This window comes from Rhizobium sp. NPDC092011 (assembly GCF_044756305.1).
Taxonomy (GTDB): Bacteria; Pseudomonadota; Alphaproteobacteria; order Rhizobiales; family Rhizobiaceae; genus Rhizobium.
In genome coordinates this window covers 577759-598239 of the sequence record NZ_JBIVSO010000003.1, presented here as the reverse complement: position 1 = coordinate 598239, position 20481 = coordinate 577759, and the positions used below count along the sequence as shown (strand labels likewise).

Annotated in this window: 20 protein-coding genes; 10 read left to right on the top strand and 10 right to left on the bottom strand. The window is 59.0% G+C overall.

The features are described 5' to 3' along the window. Positions 1–13 precede the first annotated feature (13 nt). Positions 14–496: a GNAT family N-acetyltransferase gene (locus tag ACIQJ2_RS18125; RefSeq protein ID WP_400667040.1), complete on the top strand. Its 483-nt coding sequence runs from the start codon at positions 14–16 to the stop codon at positions 494–496. A 53-nt stretch (positions 497–549) separates the two neighbouring features. Here ACIQJ2_RS18125 and ACIQJ2_RS18120 read toward each other — a convergent pair whose 3' ends face one another. The 7 genes from ACIQJ2_RS18120 to ACIQJ2_RS18090 form a co-directional block, all read right to left on the bottom strand. Beyond that, positions 550–1173: a riboflavin synthase gene (locus tag ACIQJ2_RS18120; RefSeq protein WP_400667042.1), complete on the bottom strand. Its 624-nt coding sequence runs from the start codon at positions 1171–1173 to the stop codon at positions 550–552. Continuing rightward, positions 1173–2282: a bifunctional diaminohydroxyphosphoribosylaminopyrimidine deaminase/5-amino-6-(5-phosphoribosylamino)uracil reductase RibD gene (ribD, locus tag ACIQJ2_RS18115; RefSeq protein ID WP_400667044.1), complete on the bottom strand. Its 1110-nt coding sequence runs from the start codon at positions 2280–2282 to the stop codon at positions 1173–1175. The genes ACIQJ2_RS18120 and ribD overlap by 1 nt, the downstream gene beginning before the upstream one ends. 2 nt (positions 2283–2284) lie before the next feature. Continuing rightward, positions 2285–2761, bottom strand: a complete 477-nt coding sequence (gene nrdR, locus ACIQJ2_RS18110; protein ID WP_068385764.1) for a transcriptional regulator NrdR — start codon at positions 2759–2761, stop codon at positions 2285–2287. Positions 2762–2770: 9 nt separating this feature from the next. Continuing rightward, on the bottom strand, positions 2771–4069 hold the full coding sequence (gene glyA, locus ACIQJ2_RS18105) for a serine hydroxymethyltransferase (protein WP_400667047.1): 1299 nt from the start codon (positions 4067–4069) through the stop codon (positions 2771–2773). A gap of 174 nt (positions 4070–4243) precedes the next feature. Next, positions 4244–5557 carry a L,D-transpeptidase family protein gene (locus tag ACIQJ2_RS18100; RefSeq protein WP_199094036.1) on the bottom strand — a complete coding sequence of 438 codons (1314 nt, stop codon included), beginning with the start codon at positions 5555–5557 and terminating at the stop codon, positions 4244–4246. 611 nt (positions 5558–6168) lie between these two features. Then, positions 6169–6684, bottom strand: a complete 516-nt coding sequence (gene ldtR, locus ACIQJ2_RS18095; protein ID WP_199094050.1) for a transcriptional regulator LdtR — start codon at positions 6682–6684, stop codon at positions 6169–6171. A gap of 133 nt (positions 6685–6817) precedes the next feature. Then, on the bottom strand, positions 6818–7258 hold the full coding sequence (locus ACIQJ2_RS18090; RefSeq protein WP_400667050.1) for a DUF6163 family protein: 441 nt from the start codon (positions 7256–7258) through the stop codon (positions 6818–6820). Between the two features lie 144 nt (positions 7259–7402). Between ACIQJ2_RS18090 and hemB the strand changes: the two genes are divergently transcribed. The 6 genes from hemB (at position 7403) to ACIQJ2_RS18060 (ending at position 11480) form a co-directional block, all read left to right on the top strand. Then, positions 7403–8416: a porphobilinogen synthase gene (hemB, locus tag ACIQJ2_RS18085; RefSeq protein WP_400667052.1), complete on the top strand. Its 1014-nt coding sequence runs from the start codon at positions 7403–7405 to the stop codon at positions 8414–8416. An 86-nt stretch (positions 8417–8502) separates the two neighbouring features. Next, positions 8503–8961: an RDD family protein gene (locus tag ACIQJ2_RS18080; protein WP_400667054.1), complete on the top strand. Its 459-nt coding sequence runs from the start codon at positions 8503–8505 to the stop codon at positions 8959–8961. A 181-nt stretch (positions 8962–9142) separates the two neighbouring features. Beyond that, the gene (locus ACIQJ2_RS18075) at positions 9143–9922 is read left to right on the top strand and encodes an arginyltransferase (protein WP_199148867.1); all 780 of its coding nucleotides are present in this window, start codon (positions 9143–9145) and stop codon (positions 9920–9922) included. Next, positions 9923–10819 (top strand): DMT family transporter, encoded by an 897-nt coding sequence (locus ACIQJ2_RS18070; RefSeq protein WP_400667056.1) that lies wholly within the window; start codon positions 9923–9925, stop codon positions 10817–10819. Positions 10820–10869: 50 nt separating this feature from the next. Beyond that, on the top strand, positions 10870–11091 hold the full coding sequence (locus ACIQJ2_RS18065) for an AbrB/MazE/SpoVT family DNA-binding domain-containing protein (RefSeq protein ID WP_400667058.1): 222 nt from the start codon (positions 10870–10872) through the stop codon (positions 11089–11091). Then, positions 11091–11480 carry a type II toxin-antitoxin system death-on-curing family toxin gene (locus tag ACIQJ2_RS18060; protein ID WP_400667059.1) on the top strand — a complete coding sequence of 130 codons (390 nt, stop codon included), beginning with the start codon at positions 11091–11093 and terminating at the stop codon, positions 11478–11480. Before ACIQJ2_RS18065 ends, ACIQJ2_RS18060 begins: the two co-directional genes overlap by 1 nt. Positions 11481–11552: 72 nt before the next feature. Here the strand turns inward: ACIQJ2_RS18060 and parC are convergent, their stop codons facing one another. Then, complete coding sequence (gene parC, locus ACIQJ2_RS18055) at positions 11553–13811, bottom strand: DNA topoisomerase IV subunit A (RefSeq protein WP_400667062.1); 2259 nt, start codon at positions 13809–13811, stop codon at positions 11553–11555. Positions 13812–14041: 230 nt separating this feature from the next. Here parC and ACIQJ2_RS18050 point away from each other — a divergent pair, with 230 nt between their 5' ends. Then, positions 14042–15229: a hypothetical protein gene (locus ACIQJ2_RS18050; protein ID WP_199148893.1), complete on the top strand. Its 1188-nt coding sequence runs from the start codon at positions 14042–14044 to the stop codon at positions 15227–15229. Positions 15230–15306: 77 nt separating this feature from the next. Here the strand turns inward: ACIQJ2_RS18050 and ACIQJ2_RS18045 are convergent, their stop codons facing one another. Beyond that, a complete protein-coding gene (locus tag ACIQJ2_RS18045) occupies positions 15307–15954 on the bottom strand; it encodes a TetR/AcrR family transcriptional regulator (protein WP_400667064.1) in 648 nt (215 codons plus the stop codon). Positions 15955–16020: 66 nt separating this feature from the next. On the opposite strand from ACIQJ2_RS18045, the gene ACIQJ2_RS18040 reads away from it, so the two are divergent. Both ACIQJ2_RS18040 and ACIQJ2_RS18035 read left to right on the top strand, forming a co-directional pair. Continuing rightward, positions 16021–17190 (top strand): serine hydrolase domain-containing protein, encoded by a 1170-nt coding sequence (locus ACIQJ2_RS18040; protein ID WP_400667066.1) that lies wholly within the window; start codon positions 16021–16023, stop codon positions 17188–17190. A gap of 170 nt (positions 17191–17360) precedes the next feature. Next, positions 17361–18530, top strand: coding sequence for a hypothetical protein (locus tag ACIQJ2_RS18035; protein ID WP_400667068.1), 1170 nt, complete (start codon positions 17361–17363; stop codon positions 18528–18530). A 76-nt stretch (positions 18531–18606) separates the two neighbouring features. On the opposite strand, the gene aspS is transcribed toward ACIQJ2_RS18035, so the two are convergent. After that, the gene (gene aspS / locus ACIQJ2_RS18030; protein WP_400667069.1) at positions 18607–20397 is read right to left on the bottom strand and encodes an aspartate--tRNA ligase; all 1791 of its coding nucleotides are present in this window, start codon (positions 20395–20397) and stop codon (positions 18607–18609) included. Positions 20398–20481 lie beyond the last annotated feature (84 nt).

The window sequence follows — 20481 nt, the reverse complement described above, 5'->3', positions numbered from 1 at the left end:
GACGGGGCGTGACATGCCGGCTTCACACGAAGAATTCTCGATCAAGGCGTACGAACCGGGTGATGCGCAAGCCACGATCGATATTTTTCTGCGGGCCATTCGCGAAGTCGCCTCGAGAGATTACGGCCCGGCCCAAATCGCTGCCTGGGCGAAAGTCGAAGACAGCCAAGTATGGGCACGATATCGAGCAAGCCGGCCGACCTGGCTTGCGATGGATGCTGCGACGCCCATCGGCTTTACGGATCTCAAAGCAGACGGCTGTCTGGATATGATGTTCGTCGATCCCGACTATCAGGGAAGAGGCGTTGCCAGCCTGTTGCTTGCGACGGTCGAGCAAGCCGCCCGTGAACAGGGCCTCTCGCGAATTTTCACCGAGGCTAGTCTGACCGCCCGCCCCTTCTTCGAGCGTAAGGGCTTTGGGGTCGTGACCACGCAGCAGGTGCAAAAGCGTGGCCAGACCTTCATCAATTTTCTAATGGAGAAGTCGCTTCGGTAGGAGAACCGAAGCGAGCCAGGGAGCAAATTCCTAGCAATTGAAGATCCTGCGACTCAAGCCTCTTCGCGCGCGACGGGGAATTCCGCCAGCCGTGCGGCGTAGCGCGCCATGGTGTCGACTTCGAAGTTGACGAAGTCGCCGGCCTTGCGTTCGCCCCAGGTCGTGACTTCAAGCGAATGCCGGATGAGCAGCACGTCGAATTCCATGCCGTCGACGGCATTGACCGTGAGCGAGGTGCCGTCGAGCGCGACCGAACCCTTCGGCGCGACGAATTTGGCAAGATGTTCCGGCGCACGCAGGCGAAAGCGCGTGGCTTCTCCTTCGGCCGTCACGGAGAGGATCTCCGCCTTGCCATCGATATGGCCGGAAACGATATGACCGCCGAGCTCATCGCCGATCTTGAGGGAGCGCTCGAGGTTGATCTTGTTGCCCGCTTCCCAGCTGCCGATCGTGGTCAGGCGTAGCGCCTCTTCCCAGGCCTCTACCTCGAACCAGCGCCCGTTGCTGCCCTGTTCCGGCAATCCGGTCACCGTCAGGCAGACGCCGGCATGCGAAATGGAGGCACCCATGTCGATCGTTGCCGGATCGTAATTGGTGGCAACGCGCAGCTTGATGCCCTCGTTCATGGGGGAAATGGATTCGACCGTGCCGACGTCAGTGACAATTCCGGTAAACATCAAAAACCTCTTTCGTATTCGTCGCAAAGATCGTCGCCGAAGCGGCTCTCGCCGACATGCCTGAAACTTGGGGGGATATTGGACTTGAGGACGGGTGATTCAATACCGCCCTTGCCGATAGTGCCCGGCCCCTGAAACAGCAGGATGCGATCGACGAGATCCGCATCCAGAAAGCGCTGCGCGGTCCTGGCGCCACCTTCCAGCAGCAGAGACGAGATGCCGCGCGTGCCGAGCGCCTCCAGCAGTTCACCCGGCTCGCTGGTATTCGATTGCAGGACTTCAACGCCCGCCGCATCCAGAGCCGCACGGCGCGCCTGGAAGGCGGCATCTGTGTTTTCATCGAAGGACGGCGGATGAGCGGCAACGGCGATGACCGGATGTTTCCGCGCCGTTTGCACCAGCGTGCTGCCGAGGGGGAGCTGCAGCTGCTCGTCGATGACGATGCGCAGGGGCGAGCGATTTTCCAGGCCGGGGATCCGGCAAGTCAATTCCGGGTCATCTGATATCGCCGTGCCGATGCCGACAAGGATGGCATCGCTCTCGGCGCGCAGCATCTGCACTTCCGCCCTGGAGAGATCGCCGGTGATGCGAACCTGGCCCTCGCCTACCCTGCCGATCATGCCATCGGCAGAAACAGCAAGCTTGAGAGTCACATAGGGCCGGTTTCTCGTCTGACGCATGAGGTAACCGGCCAGCGACCGTCGACCCTCTGTCTCCAGAACGCCTGTCTCGACTTCGATACCGGCAGCGCGCAGCATGTTGATGCCGCGCCCGGAGACGCGCTGGTCGGGGTCGGTGACGCTGATGACGACACGCGCCACGCCGTAAGCGATCAATGCCTCGGCGCAGGGCGGCGTTTTGCCGTAATGAGAGCATGGTTCGAGCGTCACATAGGCTGCGGCGCCCCTCGCCGCCTCACCGGCTTCCGCCAATGCCTGGGGCTCGGCATGGGGCCGGCCGCCAACCGCAGTGACGCCGCGGCCGATGACCGCACCATCCTTGACGATGAGACAACCGACCGACGGATTGGTCGAGGTCAGCCCCAGATGCTCACGCGACAGGCGGATAGCCTCCGCCATGAAACGTTCGTCTTCCGGCAGCTGTGTCATGGTCAGGGATCCAGCGGATCGCGCGCGATCTTGGCGTTGATCTCGTTGATGACGTGCTCGAAATCTTCCGCATGGGAGAAATCACGATAGACCGAGGCATAGCGTACGAAAGCCACGTCGTCGAGGCTCTTCAACGCTTCCAGCACCTGGAGACCGATCTGTTCGGAGCTGATTTCGGTTTCGCCCGAGCTTTCGAGACGGCGGACGATCCCCGAAACGGCGCGCTCGATGCGGTCGCGATCGACCGGACGCTTGCGCAGTGCGATCTCGAAAGACCGCACCAGCTTGTCTCGATCGAAAAGCACCTTGCGGCCGGTCTTCTTGATGACCATCAGCTCGCGGAGCTGCACCCGCTCGAACGTCGTGAAGCGACCGCCGCAATCCGGGCAGATTCGCCGCCGGCGGATGGAGGTATTATCCTCCGCCGGGCGCGAATCCTTGACCTGGGTATCTTCCGTACCGCAATAGGGGCAGCGCATGCGCCCTCCTCAGCCTAGGTAACCGTACATCGGGAAGCGGTCGGTGAGCTTGACCACCTTCTCGCGCACGGCAGCCTCGACGGCAGCGTTACCCTCGTCGGAATTGGCAACTTTCAGGCCATCGAGCACTTCGATGATCAGATTGCCGATTTCGCGGAAATCGCCTTCCTTGAAACCGCGCGTCGTGCCGGCCGGCGTGCCGAGACGAACACCCGAGGTGACGAAGGGCTTTTCGGGATCGAACGGAATGCCGTTCTTGTTGCAGGTGACGTAAGCGCGGCCAAGAGCGGCCTCGGCGCGCTTGCCGGTGGCGTTCTTCTTGCGCAAGTCCACAAGCATCAGGTGGTTGTCGGTACCGCCGGAGACGACATCGACGCCGCCGGAAATCAGCGTTTCGGCGAGCGCCTTGGCGTTCTTGACGACCTGAGCGGCGTAATCCTTGAACTCCGGCTGCAATGCTTCGCCCAGAGCCACGGCCTTTGCGGCGATGACATGCATCAGCGGGCCGCCCTGGAGGCCGGGGAATACGGCCGAATTGAACTTCTTCGCCAGATCCTCGTCATTGGTGAGGATCATGCCGCCGCGCGGGCCGCGGAGCGACTTGTGCGTCGTCGTCGTCGCGACATGGCAATGCGGGAACGGCGACGGATGCTGGCCACCGGCAACAAGACCGGCGATATGGGCCATGTCGACCATCAGGTAGGCGCCGACGCTGTCGGCGATCTCGCGGAAACGCTTCCAGTCCCAGATACGGGAATAGGCCGTGCCGCCGGCGATGATCAGCTTCGGCTTGGTTTCTTCGGCCTTGCGCTGGACCGCATCCATGTCGAGCAGGTTGTCGCCTTCGCGTACGCCGTAGGAGACGACATTGAACCACTTGCCGGACATGTTGACCGGCGAGCCATGCGTGAGGTGGCCACCCGAATTCAGGTCGAGACCCATGAAGGTGTCGCCCGGCTGCAGCAGCGCCAGGAATACGGCCTGGTTCATCTGCGAACCGGAGTTCGGCTGAACGTTGGCGAAGTTGACGCCGAACAGCTTCTTGGCACGATCGATGGCGAGCTCTTCGGCGATATCGACGAACTGGCAGCCGCCATAATAGCGCTTGCCCGGATATCCCTCGGCATACTTGTTCGTCATGATCGAGCCCTGCGCTTCCAGCACGGCGCGCGAGACGATGTTTTCCGAGGCGATCAGCTCGATTTCATGACGCTGGCGACCCAACTCCTTGCCGATCGCTCCAAAGATGTCCGGATCGGTGTCGGCAAGCGAGCGATTGAAGAAGGATTCGGTGGACGCATTTGTCATCGTGAAAGCTCCTGAACGGCCGGAACGGCAATGCAGACGGTATTAGCGTCAGGGTCGCCGGAGAGCAATACGATCAGCGACATTTGCTGGGCATTCTACGCTGAGGAGCTTCAGCCGACAAAAAAGCCGCGTCCAGGGACGCGGCTTTGGCAATCAGCGAGGGCAAACGGCCGGTTACTGAACCGGCTGCTCCATGCCCTGTGTCGTATCGAGCGCCAGCTGAGAATTTCCGTCGAGATTGTAGATGTCATCACGGAACTGGACGATACCGTCTGCAGCGCTCCAGGCAGAGATATAGACGAAATAAACAGGCACTTCCGTCGAAAGCGTGATCGGCGTGTTTACCCGGGTCGAAATGACCTGCTCGATACGCAGGCGCGGCCAGCCTGGGGTGTCGGCAAGCAGCCAGGTCGCCAGGTCACGCACGTTCTGAACACGCACACAACCCGAACTGTCGAAGCGCATCAGCTTGTTGAACAGGCCCTGCTCCGGCGTGTCGTGCATGTATTCGTTGTTCGGATTATGGAAATTGATCTTTGTGGACGCCATGGCGTTCGTCTTGCCCGGATCCTGACGGAACATCAGATCTGGCGCCTTGTCCGAATTCCAATCGATCGTCTCAGGCGCGACCTCCTGACCCTTGCCATCGAGAAGGCGGATGTTGCTCCTCTTCAGGTAGGTCGGATCCTTCCGCATAAGCGGCATGATGTCCTTGACGATGATGGAACGCGGCGCCGTCCAATATGGGTTGAGGATGACCTCATAGATTTTGGAATTGATGATGTGCGTCGGTCGCGATTCCCGTCCCACGATCGCTTCGTGGCGCAGCGCCACCTGACCGTCTTCCACGGCCTCGACGCGGGTCGCGGGGATGTTGACCATAACGTGACGACGCCCAAGATCCGATGGGAAGGTCTGAAGGCGAACGAGATTGGTGTTCAGCTGCTGCAGACGGACATTAGCGGGAATATTCATCGCCTTTAACGTGAAATCGCCGATGACACCATCCGGCGGCAGGCCGTGACGAGCCTGGAAACGCTTGACGGCGCCGTCAACGTAGGAATCGAACGAGGAGGAAATGCCCGCCTCGCGCGGCAGGTCGCCGCTGACCATCAAATGCTGGCGAAGCGTCTGCACGGCGGGATCGGTGACGCCGATCTGCAGCGGCTGCTGGCTGGTCGGATTGATCTGCGGCCAACCGCCATTGGAAACAATGCTTTGATACTGAGCAATCGCCTGCTGAATGTTAGGTACGGAATCCGGTCCAAGAATTGGCTTGTTCGACTGCACAGCTGCTGCCGTGCGTGCCGCAGCCTTAGCATCGAACTGATCATCCCAATTGCCGCGGGAACGATCGTTGATCAACGCTTCCAGCGGAGACGCATTCTGTGCGAGGGCCGGAGCCGCCAATGCGGCAGCGCCGAACGTTGCGACCGACCGCAGGAAAGAGCGGCGCGAAAAGGGTTCAATTCCGTTTTTCTTCGACATATCCCAACCGTTCAACGCTGCGATTCAGTCATGCGCAGCTTAGAGAGGAAGCAGTAAATAGCGCAGTAAGCGCCAAGTAACGCAACTCAGTACGACCCGTTCCCTTAAGGCACCATCAACAACTTCACCACGAACTATCACAATATTGCGAAGTGCAGATTTGAGGGTCGGAAAATCGGAACTTGAGAACGCCGCTTGCCGTTAGTTTCCGCTGTCATAGCAATATGGCCAATTCGTGTCGTCCGGCATGAAACTTGCCTTGTCACACCGCCACGGAAGACGCGCCATGCTGCAATTGCTAAAATACCACAATTGCGCGTGGTTCATAGCGTGTATTGCCCCGCCGTCAATGCGCAAATGCGCGGTGTGCTGCATGTGACGCAAGGTGAAGGAAGGACGTGGCAAAAAGCGCACAACTACAAGCCTTAAACGGGTTCAAGCCAGACACGCAGGGAACGTGTCCAGCTTGCTTGTACCGGAGAGTCTCACGGCGTATCCTTCGCCGTTGCTTAAGGCGCATCGCGAACTTTCAGATTCGCTATCGGCACTTAAGCCTTTGATGCTTCGCCTGTCGTTATCGCAAAGCCGCTAAGCACTTTGCGCAACATGTTTTAGAGGCGATACAGGATCTGATCGTTCCAGAAGCGGTCGAGGCGCTGCAGGAGCTTGTTCATCTGGGTGAATTCGTCGGTGCCGATGCCGCCGACCTTGTCGATCGAGCCGATGTGCCGGTCATAGAGCTTGGCGACGGTTTCGGCGATATCCTGGCCCGTTTCCGTCAGGCTGATGCGAACCGAGCGACGGTCGATGCGCGAGCGCTGATGATTGATGAAGCCGAGGTCGACCAGCTTCTTGACGTTGTAGGAAACGTTGGAGCCGAGGTAGAAGCCGCGCGAGCGCAGTTCGCCAGCCGTCAGCTCGGAATTGCCGATGTTGAAGAGGAGAAGTGCCTGGACGGCGTTGACGTCGTCACGACCCTGACGGTCGAACTCGTCCTTGATTACATCAAGCAGGCGGCGGTGCAAACGCTCGACCAGGTGGAGGGATTCCATGTAGAGAGCCCGGATATCGTCAACCTGCTGGTCCCGAGCATTCGCAACTGCCTGCGGCTTGATTTTCGTGTTCATCATGACTTGGCCTCACTCTGTTTTGTTTGGCGGTGTCGTTTTCTTCCCGCCTTGAGTGAGACCCTATCGAATACACATAAAATTCTACTTAAACTGCAGGCTTAACAGCACCTTACCAGGAACTCTTGCTGTCTCAGGGTAAATCAACCATTACCTGCTGCCGCCGGCGGCGTCGCTTTTCCTGCCATAGAAGGACACGGAACAGGCAATAAAGCACGGCGACGCAGGCATGCAAGATCATAATGAGCGGATTGGATCCGAAGACCTCCGGCCACACGCCATACATCAATGCCTGACCGCCTGCAGCCAGCACCCACATAACCGGCCCCCATGATACGGTAAGCCACAATCCGAGCGCCGCCACCGGGAAGACAACAGCCAGTCCGGCACCCGCGACCTTCCAGGGAAGATTGAGGAGATCGAAGCGGGCATGGCCATCGAGCGAGTAGCCGACGAGCATCGCCCAATATTGCAGGCCGAGCCAGAAGCACGCGATCGCGATCAGCCGCAGGAACAGCACGAACAGGATGTCCGTCAGCGTATTCTTGGGTACGGTCGAAGAATCAGGTTCCATGCGCGAACAATACGTAGGAGGCATCGGCCTCGCCAGCGAGATCTTGGCTGCGGCCTTTCGCCCGCTTTTGAATTCTGGGGACAGCGTGATAGGTACGCTCTCCATATAACAGGCCATAAGTAGACGAAAAAGGATGGCGGCATCATGGAAAACAAGACGCATCTCGTTGACGAGATTACCGGGCATCGCCGCATGCGACGCAACCGCAAGGCCGACTGGACGCGCCGCCTCGTCCAGGAAAACCGCCTGACGGTCGACGATCTGATCTGGCCGATCTTCATCATTCCCGGCACCGGCATTCTGGAGCCGATCCCCGCCATGCCCGGCGTCAATCGCATGACGGTGGACAAAGCCGTCGAAGCAGCGAAGGAAGCGGCCGATCTCGGCATCCCCGCGCTTGCCACCTTCCCAAACATCGAAATGGAACTGCGCGACGAGACCGGCTCGAACAGTCTCGAAAAGAACAACCTCATCAATCTTGCCACCGCCGCGATAAAGAAGGCAGTTCCGAATATCGGCGTCATCACGGATGTCGCCCTCGATCCCTTCACCAGCCACGGCCATGACGGCATCCTGCGCGGCAACGAAATCGTCAACGACGAGACGGTCGAGCAGGTGGCACGCGCCGCCGTCTATCAGGCAGATGCGGGTGCCGACATCATCGCGCCGTCGGAAATGATGGACGGGCGTATCGGCGCGATCCGCCAGGCTCTTGACGCCGCGGGTCACCAGAGCGTCGGCATCATGAGCTACGCGACGAAGTTCAGCTCCGGCTTCTACGGCCCTTATCGCGAGGCGATCTCGACCGGCGGCCTGCTGAAGGGCGACAAGAAGACCTATTATATCGACCCGGCCAACGGCACCGAAGCCGTACGCGACGCCGCACTCGATGTCGAGGAAGGCGCCGATATGCTGATGGTCAAGCCCGGCCTGCCCTATCTCGACATCTGTTGGCGGTTGAAGGAGGCCTTCGGCCTTCCGACCTTCGCATACCAGGTCTCCGGCGAATATGCGATGATCAAGGCCGCCGCCGCCAATGGCTGGATCGACGGCGACAAGGTGATGATGGAAACCCTGCTCGCTTTCAAGCGTGCCGGCTGCGACGGCATCCTCACCTATTTTGCCGTCGAAGTCGCAAGACAGCTGGCGAAAAAATAGTTTCGGACCGTGTCGGCGGCCTGCTTATTGTATTTGCAGGCCCTGATACCATATGTTCGGCAAATGTTTCCCCAAGGAGGAAAACGATGAGCCTGAACCCCAGCCCGCTCTATGCAGCACCGGAAGACTGGCGCGCCTATAGTGGCGTGCTGAGCCGGCGCGTCTTTGCCTTCATCGTCGATTACATCATTGTCGCCCTGCTCTGCATTCCGGCGGCGGTGCTGTTGTTCTTCGTATCGATCCTGACGTTCGGTCTAGGCTTCGTTCTCTATCCTGTTCTCTTCATCCTGGTTGCGGGACTTTATTTCGGCTGGACCCTTGGCGGTCCTTACCAGGCTTCGCTGGGCATGCGCGCCATGGGCATCACCATGGTACGGGTCGACGGCCGCCGCATGGATTTCCTGACGGCGATCGTTCATCTCGCGCTGTTCTGGATCCTTAACTCCGTGCTGACGCCGCTCATCCTGCTGGCAGGTCTGTTCACCGACCGCAGCCGCCTGATCCATGACATGCTGCTCGGCACGGTCATCGCTCGCACAGCTTAAAGCCAAGGCAATCCTTCACAAGATATGGCTTCCCTGCGCCCGGATCGGTGCGCAGGGCGCCGTTGATTTGTCTGCTCAATTAGGAAACTGTGATCTTTCGCAAAGGACATAGTTGACGTTTTCCAAACTTGGGCCATGCTTGTGAAAACACTGATGCCGAAAGAAAGGCAATAAACGGCAGATGAATACGCAGTCGACGCCATCTCCGCAGTTTTACCTGACGGCACCGGCTACCTGCCCGTACTTGCCGCACGAGATGGAGCGCAAGGTCTTTACGCATCTTGTCGGCCCGCGCGCGGCGGAGATGAACGATATCCTGACCCAGGGCGGCTTCCGACGTTCGCAAAACATCGCCTATCGACCTGCCTGCGAATCCTGCCGCGCCTGCATATCTGTGCGCATTCTCGCCCAGGAATTCGAGGCCAGCCGTTCCATGAAGCGCGTCGTGGCGGCCAATAGCGATGTGATCGCCACAGAATTTCCGGCGCAGCCCTCCAGCGAACAATATTCTCTCTTCCGCCGATATCTGGACTACCGCCATCAGCAGGGCGGCATGTCCGACATGACCGTGCTCGACTATGCGATCATGGTCGAAGATACGCATGTGAATACGCGCATCATCGAGTATCGCCGCCGCGAAGAGGGTTCCGGGTTGGAACAGCGCCCGAAGGGCGAGCTTCTGGCAGCAGCGCTGACCGATGTGATGAGCGACGGCTTGTCGATGGTCTACTCCTATTTCAACCCCGACCTTGATCAACGCTCGCTTGGCACCTTCATGATCCTTGACCATATAAAACGGGCGAAGGCTCTTGGATTGCCGCATGTCTATCTTGGCTATTGGGTCAGGGGATCGCGCAAGATGGATTACAAGACACGCTTTCAGCCGCAGGAGCATCTGACTCCGCGCGGATGGGAACGCTTCGATCCTAGCGCCGACGACGACAAAGACAGCGCGCGCTGAATGTTCGCCAATCTCTCCGACCATAGAAAAGGCCTGTTGCTGACCACGTTCGGCGGTCTGGTCCTGTCGATGGACATACCGTTGATCCGGCTTGCCAGCGGTGAAGTCTGGTCGGTGCTCTCGGTGCGCAGCGTGGCCACGGTCGTTGCCGCGCTTGCTGCCCTTTTCGTCATCCGGCGTGTTACTGGCTCGGTGCGCGGTGCGCTGCCGGGCTGGCTCGGAATTCCTGTCGGCTTCTTCTATGGCCTGACGACGATCTGCTTTCTTCTCGCCGTCTATTATACGACGGCGGCGAATGTGGTGTTCATCATCGCCCTCAACCCGATGTTCACCGCGCTGCTCTCGTGGATCTTCCTCAAGGAACGCCCTGCCGTTTCGACCTTCATCACCATGGCGGTCATGGTCATCGGGGTCGGACTGATCGTCGGGGACGGCATGGAGGGTGGCCACCTGCTGGGTGATGCCCTGTCCGTGCTCGCGTCGCTTTCCAGTGCCTGCGCTATAACGATCAGCCGCGCCTCCCGCCGGGGCATGGGCTTCGCTTCGCTATTGGCAGCCGCCCTACCCGCAGCCTTGGGACTTTATCACGTCGTACCGGGCGGCTTCTCCATCGATCACCCAGGCTGGATCCTGCTGGATGGCGGCGTGCTGATGCCCCTATCCTTCTGGTGCCTTGCGACAGGCACCCGCTATCTTTCGGCACCGGAAGTCGCGATGTTCTATCTTCTGGAAACGATCCTGGCACCGATCTGGGTCTGGCTGATCTTCACGGAAGCGCCAAGCAACATGACGCTTGCCGGCGGCGCGATACTGATCCTGGCGCTCGCCTCCCATTCGCTTTGGCAGGCAAGGGTTAAAGCAAGGGCGGCAATGGTCGCCCAAGGCATTGCGCATTGAGGTGACGGCCCTCTTATGTTATAACTAGGTTATTACACGGGAGCTCAGAAATGAACGTCACCATTCGAAAGATCGGCAACTCCGAAGGCGTCATTATTCCAAAGGAAGTTCTCGATCAGCTCGGCCTTGGCGCTGGCGATACGTTGGAAATTAGCTTGAAGGATGGTGGCTTGCTGATGCAACCGACCGACGCCGATTTTGTGCGTCAGATGCAACACGCACAGCGATTCATGGATCAATACAAGGTCACTCTCAAGAAACTGGCTGAATAGTGCCCGTTACTTTCCTGACAAGGATGCTCATCGAACAGTTGCATGAGATGCAAATCAAGCGTTTCGGCGGTTCCTATGGTTTGAGAGACGAAGGCGTCCTCGAATCCGCCTTGGCACGTCCAATTAATAAATACCAGTACGGCACTGAGGATATTATAGAGCTGGCGGCAGCTCATCTGTTTGGCTTAGTGAAAAACCATGCTTTCGTGGATGGCAACAAGCGTATCGCCATTGTTGCAACAGCCGTCTTTCTCATGGAGAACGGCTACCGAGTTCAGACGACAGATGCCAACCTCTACAGTTTCGTCGTCGCCGTAGCTGCTGGAGAGATCGATGAGGACGGCGCGTCACGTTTCCTGCGTGACGTCTGCATACCCTACACCGATTGACGCTCCATTTGTCGGCGGTGCCCATCTCTTTTAAGACCCGGGCCATTCCTCGACTTTACCTACCTATCTCACTCACCCGGAAAACCTGCCGCTTCTCGGGAAGCCCTTCGGCACGGCGCGGCCTGCGCCGGCACGATCGCCGAGCCATTCCGTCAGCTCGTCCTTGGTCTTGGTGAAGGTGCGACCGGCGCTATCTTCCCAGGTCAGGCCATCGGCGATGACGAAGCAGCGGATGTCGGAAATGCCGCCATCCTTGTACTTCTGCAGGCGCACGCCCTTGCCGCGGGACATCTCAGGCACCTGCGACAGCGGGAAGATGACCATCTTGCGGTTCTCGCCAACCACTGCGGCATGATCGCCGGAGACCGGCACAAGAAGCTTCGTTTCGTCGGGATAGGAGACGTTCATGATCTGCTTGCCCTTGCGGGTATTGGCGACCAGTTCCGCCTCGGCGACGATGAAGCCATTGCCCGCCGTCGAAGCGATCAGCTGCTTGCGCTGCGGATCGTGGACGAACGCCGTCAACACGTCCTGATCGTTTTCCATGTCGACCATGATGCGCAATGGCTCACCGTGACCTCGGCCGCCCGGCAGCTTGTCACCGCCGAGCGTATAGGCCTTGCCGCCCGTCGTGATGATCAGGATCTTGTCCGTCGTCTGGGCAGGGAAGGCAACCTTCAGCCCATCGCCTTCCTTGAAGGTGAGCGACGCGGTATCGGAAATATGACCCTTCAGGGCGCGGATCCATCCCTTTTCCGAGACGACGACCGTGATCGGCTCCTTCTCGATCATTGCCTGCAGGATTGCCGCATCGTCGGCTTCGGGCGCCTCGGCAAACTGGGTGCGACGGCGACCGATCTCGGTTGCCTTGGCAAATTTCTTCTTCACCTCGCCAGTTTCCCAGGCGACCGTCTGCCACTGCTTGTCTTCCGACGCGAGCAGGGATTCGATCTCGGCCTTTTCCTTGGTCAGGCCATCGAACTCCTTGCGGATTTCGAACTCTTCCAGCTTGCGCAAGGAGCGCAGCCGCATGTTGAGGATCGCCTCGACCTGATTGTCCGTCAGCCCGAACCGTTCCATCATCACAGGCTTCGGCTCATCTTCCTCGCGGATGATGGCGATGACCTCGTCGATGTTGAGATAGGCGATCAGGAAACCGCCGAGGAGTTCGAGACGTTTCTCGATGGCGGCGAGCCGGAAACGCGAGCGACGCAGCAGCACTTCGCGGCGGTGGTCCAGCCACTCCTTCAGCACCTCGTTCAGCGCCATGACCTTCGGAATGCGGCCCATGGACAGAACGTTCATGTTGAGCGGGAAGCGGCTTTCCAGCTCCGTCAGCTTGAACATCGACTCCATCAGGATCGTAGCATCGACGCTGCGGCTTTTCGGAATGAGAACAACGCGGATGTCTTCGGCGGATTCGTCGCGAATGTCTTCCAGCAGCGGCAGTTTGCGCGCGATAAGCAGTTCGGCGATCTTTTCGATCAGCCGGGACTTCTGCACCTGGAACGGAATTTCCGTGACGACGATCTGGTAACCGCCACGGCCGAGATCCTCGATTTCCCACTTGGAGCGGACGCGGAAACCGCCACGGCCGGTCTTATAGCTTTCGATGATGCTCTGGCGGTCGTCGATAATGATGCCGCCGGTCGGAAAGTCCGGACCGGGAATATACAATTCCACCAGCTTCTCGACGGTGGCATCGCGATCCTTGATCAGATGCAGAGCCGCATCGCAAAGCTCGTGGGCATTGTGCGAGGGAATGGAGGTTGCCATGCCGACGGCGATGCCGGAGGAGCCATTTGCGAGGAGATTTGGGAAGGCTCCAGGCAGAACGATCGGCTCGGAATTCGACTCGTCGTAGGTATCGCGGAAATCGACCGCATCCTGATCGATGCCCTCAAGCAGCAGTTCGGACACCGGCGTCATCTTGGATTCGGTGTAGCGCATGGCGGCCGGGCTATCGCCATCGATATTGCCGAAATTGCCCTGGCCGTTCACCAGCGTGTAGCGCTGGGAGAAATCCTGGGCCAGACGCGCCAGCGCGTCGTAGATCGACTGGTCGCCATGCGGGTGATAGTTACCCATCACTTCGCCGACGATCTTGGCGCATTTGCGGAAGGCGGCGTTGGGGCGCAACCCCATCTCGCTCATCGCATAAACGATACGCCGATGCACCGGCTTCAACCCGTCGCGGACGTCCGGAAGCGCGCGTTGCGTAATCGTCGACAGAGCATAGGCCAGATAGCGCTCTTCGAGCGCAGCCTTCAGATCGACCGGAACGATGTTGTCGTCGCCGTCACCAGGCGGCGGTGTCAGATTTTTTCCCATGGCCCTTGACTATCGGAGATGGCGATTCCCGGCAAGAAATCAGCGGAAAGCACCTGTGGATGAAGGCATCTCCGGCGCCATTCCACGCGGTTGCACTTACAATTTTGCTGCGGTTGCACATATTCCTCTTTGCCGGTGGATTTTTAGAGAAAGATCAATATAAATCGCCGCAGTACAAGCTGACTATGTACGCCCCCGCCGGGACGCCGGCTTAACGAGGAAACGCCATGATGACTTTCTACCGGACCACGCGGCTGATGCTGAGCAGTGCAGCCGTTCTGTCTTTTGCCAGCTCCGCTTTCGCGCTTGACGGCAACGACCTGCTGAAGAAGATCAACGACATCTATGGCCAGCAGGGCGCAACCATCGCTGCACAAGGCGTGGATATCGACGGCAGCACGGTGACGCTGAAGGGCGCAAGCTTCAAGGCAGCCGGCATGGACGATAGCATTCCGCTTGGCGACATCACCCTCGACGGCGTTGAAGAAAAGGATGGCGGCTACACGATCGAAGAGATCGACTTTGCCGATGTCGATTTCAGCAAGGACGGTGCCGCCGTTTCCGCGACCGACCTCAAGCTCAATGGCGTCGAAATTCCGGCTGACGCAACCAAGGGCGACCTTGGCTCGCTCCTCTACTACAAGAGCGCCCATGCCGGCGCCGTTTCCGTCACCAAGGATGATGTCGAAGTGTTCTCGATCGAGGGCGCCGACGCAACCATGAACAAGCGCGACGACAAGTCGGGCCTCGACTTCGATGCCAAGATCAACGGCATCAAGGCCGATCTCAGCAAGGTCGACGATGCGAAGGCCAAGGAAGCGATCGAAGCACTCAAGCTGCAGCAGATCGACGGCACCGTCGCCATGAAAGGCAGCTGGGAAATCGGCCCCGGCACGATCGACATCAGCGAATATTCCTTTGACTTCAAGGATATCGGCAAGCTGAACCTGGCCTTCAGCATTTCGGGCTACACACCTGCTTTCGCCAAGTCGATGCAGGAAGCGCTCAAGACGGTTCGCTCCAACCCGAACCAGCAGGAAGCACAGCAGTCGGCCGGTCTCGCCATGCTCGGCCTCCTGCAGCAGCTGACCTTCAACAGCGCGAAGATCCGCTTCGACGATGCGTCGATCACCGGACGTGCGCTTGATTTCGCCGGCAAGCAGCAGGGTGTCTCGGGCAAGCAGCTCGCCGACACGCTGAAGGCGATGACGCCGATCATGATGGCCCAGCTCAACGTTCCGGAACTGCAGAACGCCGTTTCGACCGCCGTCAACGCCTATCTCGACAATCCGAAGAGCCTGACGGTTACGGCCGCTCCGGGCAAGCCGGTTCCGGTTCCGATGATCATCGGTGCAGCCATGGGCGCTCCGCAGTCGATCCCGCAGGTCATCGGCCTCAAGGTTTCGTCGAACGACTAAGCCGTCGTTCCTAAAGCCATTTTCAGAAACCCGGCGATCTCGGTCGCCGGGTTTTTCTTTGCCGGAGTATCAGCTCGCTATTGCAGCTGATATTTCCTGATCTCGCTCAGCGCATGGGACATCAGGGAAAGCAACTCCTCCGTCGTCGCGCCATCGCGCGCCTGAACGGACATGCCCTGCACGATCGCACCCAGAAAGCGCGCAAGGGAACGTGCATTGGTGTCCGGTCGCATGTCTCCTTCCGCGATGCCCCGTTCAATACGGGCGGTGAAGATATCCAGCGACTGAAGCCGCATCGACGCGACGTGAAGGGCGATCGGCTCGTTTTCCTCAGCGCAGTTCAGCACGGCCGTCGAGATCATGCAGCCCTTCGGATGCTCCGGAGCCGTGAAGATCTTGGCCGAGTTCGTCAGAAAGCGTTCAAAGGTGGTGACCGTATCCACCTTGTCCTGAAACGGATTGCCGGGCTCGGGCCGGGGCATGCGCCGATATTGATCCAGCGTCTCGCGATAAAGCTCCGCTTTCGAGGTGAAAGCGGCATAGAGGCTCTGCGGCGTGATGCCCATCGCCGCCGTCAGATCGGCGATGGAGGAGCCGTCATAGCCATGCTGCCAGAATGTGTCCCGCGCCGCAGCCAAAACCGTCTCGCGATCGAAGGCGGGCGGGCGTCCGCGCCTACGCGGTGGAGAATTTTCGGCCTTTTCATTATTTTTCACAATGGTCACTCTAGAAATAGTCTCCGAATTGGGTTATTCAGGAATGGTCATTGTGATTATAGAAGGTTTTGCCCCATGAGTCTTCCCCTGGAAAATTCCACGCGTCCGACCCAAAGCAGCCTCGCCGAAGGTGTCGACGCCGCAATCGATTCCGCTCTCGCTGACAAGAGGTTGGTAGGGACCGTAGTGCTGGTCGCCCATGATGGAGAGCTTGTCTATGCCCGCGCCGCCGGTCTGGCAGATCGGGAAAACAACGTTGCGATTCGCGAAGATGCCATCTTCCGGCTGGCCTCCGTCACCAAGCCGATCGTCACCATCGCCGCTATGCGCCTCGTCGAACAAGGCCGTATCGGGCTAGACGATCCGATCACCAAATGGTTGCCGGATTTTCGGCCGCGGCTGGCCGATGGAACCGAGGCCGTCATCCGTATTCGCCATCTCCTGTCGCACACGTCCGGGTTGGGTTACACCTTCGCTGAAGAACAGGACGGTCCATATCATCGGGCCGGCGTGTCCGATGGCTTGGACACACCAGGCCGGTCGGTTGCCGAGAACCTTCAGCGTCTCGCAAGTGCACCTCTTATCTTTGCGCCCGGCGAGGACTGGCGTTACTCGCTGGCGATGGACGTACTTGGCGGCATCGTCGAAAAGGAAACCGGCCGCGTGCTCGGTGAGGCGGTCGCAGAGCTTGTCATGCAGCCGCTCGGCCTTTCGGATACGGCATTTTCGGTCGAGGATCGTAGCCGCCTCACGGCCAACTATGTCAATGGTGATCCTCAGCCGCTGCGAATGGAAGACGGCACGCTTGTTCCGATACTCGATGGCGTGATCCGCTTTGCGCCCGACCGGATATTCGATCCCGCCTCTTACCACTCCGGCGGTGCGGGCATGGCGGGAACGGCAAGCGATGTGCTGGCTATTCTCGACGCCATCCGCAAGGGCGGTGCGCCGCTGCTCTCGCCCGATACGGTCAAAACGATGATGACCGATCAGGCGGGCGGCCATATGCAGGCACAGCAGGCCGGCTTCGGCTTCGGCTTTGGCTGGTCAGTCGTCATCGATCCCGTTGAGGGTCAGGTCCCCTTCTCGGCAGGCACGATCAAATGGGGCGGCGTCTACGGCCATAGCTGGTTCGTCGACCCGAAGAAGGGCCTGACAGTGGTTGCCCTGACCAACACGGCGCTTGAGGGCATGTGGGGGCAGTTCACGACGGATCTCGCCAAGGCGGTTTATGCGGCGCTCTAACTCACGCTTGCATCCGAAACAAAGCCGATGACCACAATCGTCGGCTTTGTTCGTTTTACGGCAATGGGCGGCGCAGCGAGATATTGCTAGACATCGACAATATCAATGCAATTAATACGTGCGTATCAATATCCTTTCAGCCGAGATGCTCCATCATGATCTTCCATCGAATGAAACTGCTGACGGTTGTCAGCGTAGGACATGTGCTATTCGCGAACTCTGCTTTCGCACTCGATGGGGCCGACGTCCTGAAGAAGCTTAACGGTGCCATGGTCGCGCAAATAGGCGACTCGATCGAGGCTGGAAATATCGACGTTAACGGTTCAACCGTCACCCTGAGAAACGTGACATATACGCCGCGAGAAAGAGACGGCATTACTCTGGGCGATGTCACGATGACTGGCGTGGCCGAACGATCGGGCGGCTACACAATCGAGAAGATCCTTATCCCGGACGTTACAATAGAACAAAAGAACCTTAGTGTCAGTGTAACAGGACTGAGGGTGGACGATCTCGCAATTCCCGCGAATGCAGCGCTGAACGATATAGATTCAGTATTCACTTATCGTGCGCATATTGGCCCGGTATCTGCTCTAAAAGTCGGCGAAAAGTTTTTCTCCATATCCGCTGCCGATTCCGTCTCAACGAAACGTCCAGACAGAAAAGGCGTCGATTCCAGTTTCACAATTGATGGAATTGTTGCCGATCTTTCCTTGGCTCAGATGCCTGTAAGCTCTCAAGCAATCCAACACTTCGAGCTGCAGAACCTGCGCGCGGCGTTTTCCATGAAAAGCAGCTGGGAGCTTTCGACCGGCAAGTATGATCTAACGGAATACACGGTCGATCTCGAGAATATCGGGAAACTGAATGTCAAGCTCAGCCTCTCCGGTGTTACCCCCGCATTCTACAATACCGCAGACGCCCTGTACTCTTCCATGACCGGCACCGAGGACGATCAAGACACCAAGAACGCCAAATACTTGTTAGGTCTCGCCTTCGTTCGGCAGCTGACCTTGAATAGTGCTCAAATCCGTTTTGACGATGCTTCATACACCAATCGCGCATTCGACTATATGAGCAAATGGGATCATCTGACACGGGCGCAATCGGCCAAACGCTTTGCTAAAGACATACTGGCCTCGACCGCTGAGCTCGGGATTCCCGATCTCCAAAGAATGCTTTCAGCGGCCGTCATCGACTATTTCGACAACCCCAAAAGCCTGACGTTCAGCGCTGCTCCAACCAAACCTGTTCCGATGTCGGCGGTCATAGAAACCGCGAAAAATGCGAGGGAGCTGATCCCCAATATGATTGGCCTAAACATCACGGCGAACGATTAAGCAGGCGTCTCGCTAAGCCACAAAAAACCCGGCGATTTCGGTCGCCGGGTTTTGCATTTCAACGGGCCTGAAAGCCTCAGTCCTTCTTGACCGGCGGGATCGGCCGGATGGCCAGTTCGCGCAGCTGCGTCGGCGTTGCGGCCGAGGGAGCACCCATCAGCAGATCCTGCGCCTGCTGGTTCATCGGGAACAGCGAGATTTCGCGCAGGTTCTTGGCGCCGACCAGCAGCATGACGATACGGTCGATGCCGAAGGCAGCGCCGCCGTGCGGAGGTGCACCATACTGGAAGGCGCGATAGAGGCCACCGAAGCGCTCCTCGACGTCGGTCTGGCTGAGGCCGACCTTTTCGAAGGCGGCAACCATGGTTTCCGGCGACTGGTTGCGGATCGAGCCCGAGGCGATTTCGAAGCCGTTGCAGACGGCGTCATACTGGAACGCCTTGATCGTGAGGGGATCCTGGTTCTGCAGCGCCTCAAGGCCACCCTGCGGCATCGAGAACGGGTTGTGAGCGAAATCGACCTTCTTTTCTTCCTCGCTCCATTCGAAGAACGGGAAGTCGACGATCCAGCACAGCTCGAAACGGTCGCGATCGACCAGGTTCAGCTCTTCGCCGGCCCTGGTGCGGGCTTCGCCGGCAAACTTGTAGAACTTGGAGGGGTCGCCAGCCACGAAGAAGCAGGCGTCGCCGTCATCGAGGCCGAGCTGGGTGCGGATCGCATCCGTGCGCTCTTCGCCGATGTTCTTGGCAAGCGGGCCTGCACCCTCGAGCTTTTCGCCTTCCTTGCGCCAGAAGATGTAGCCGAGACCCGGCTGACCCTGGCTCTGCGCCCAGGCGTTCATGCGATCGCAGAATGCACGCGAACCGCCGGTCTTGGCCGGGATCGCCCAGACTTCAACCTTCGGGTTGGAAGCGATCATGTTGGCGAAGACCTTGAAGCCGGAGCCGGCAAAATGCTCGGTCACCGCTTCCATGACGATCGGGTTGCGCAGGTCCGGCTTGTCGGAGCCATACTTGCGGATGGCAACGTCATAGGGGATGCGCGGCCATTCCTTGGTGACCGGCTTGCCTTCGGCAAATTCCTCGAACACCTGGGTCATCAGCGGGCCCATCGTGTTCCAGACGTCTTCCTGCGTCACGAAGCTCATTTCGAGGTCGAGCTGGTAGAATTCGCCCGGCAGACGGTCGGCACGCGGGTCTTCATCACGGAAGCACGGCGCGATCTGGAAGTAGCGGTCGAAGCCGGCAACCATCAGCAGCTGCTTGTACTGCTGCGGCGCCTGCGGCAGCGCGTAGAAGGTGCCGGGGTGGATACGGCTCGGCACGAGGAAGTCGCGCGCGCCTTCCGGCGACGAGGCCGTCAGGATCGGCGTCGTGTATTCGGTGAAGCCGACTTCGCCCATGTGACGACGCATGGAGGAGATGACCTGCGTGCGCTTGACGATGTTCCGATGCAGCGTTTCGCGGCGAAGATCGAGGAAGCGATACTTCAGGCGCACATCTTCCGGATAGTCCGGCTCGCCGAAAACCGGCAGCGGCAATTCCTTGGCGGCCGACAGCACTTCGATCTCCTGAGCGTAAAGCTCGATCTCGCCGGTCGACATGTTCTTGTTGACGGTGTCCTCCGTACGGGCCTTTACCAGACCGTCGATGCGGATGACCCATTCGCCGCGAACCGTTTCCGCGAGCTTGAAGGCCGGCGAATCAGGGTCGGCGACCACCTGGGTGATGCCGTAGTGATCGCGCAGGTCGATGAACAGAAGGCCGCCATGATCTCGGACGCGATGAACCCAGCCGGAGATACGGACGGTCGAACCGACGTCGGACTTGCGCAGGGCGGCGCATGTGTGGCTGCGATAGCGATGCATAGTATATATCCTGGACTTGGCGGGCCGTGGCGAAAGGACATGCAAGCCCCTCGCCTGCCGACGAGAAAATCGGGCGGAAAAGCG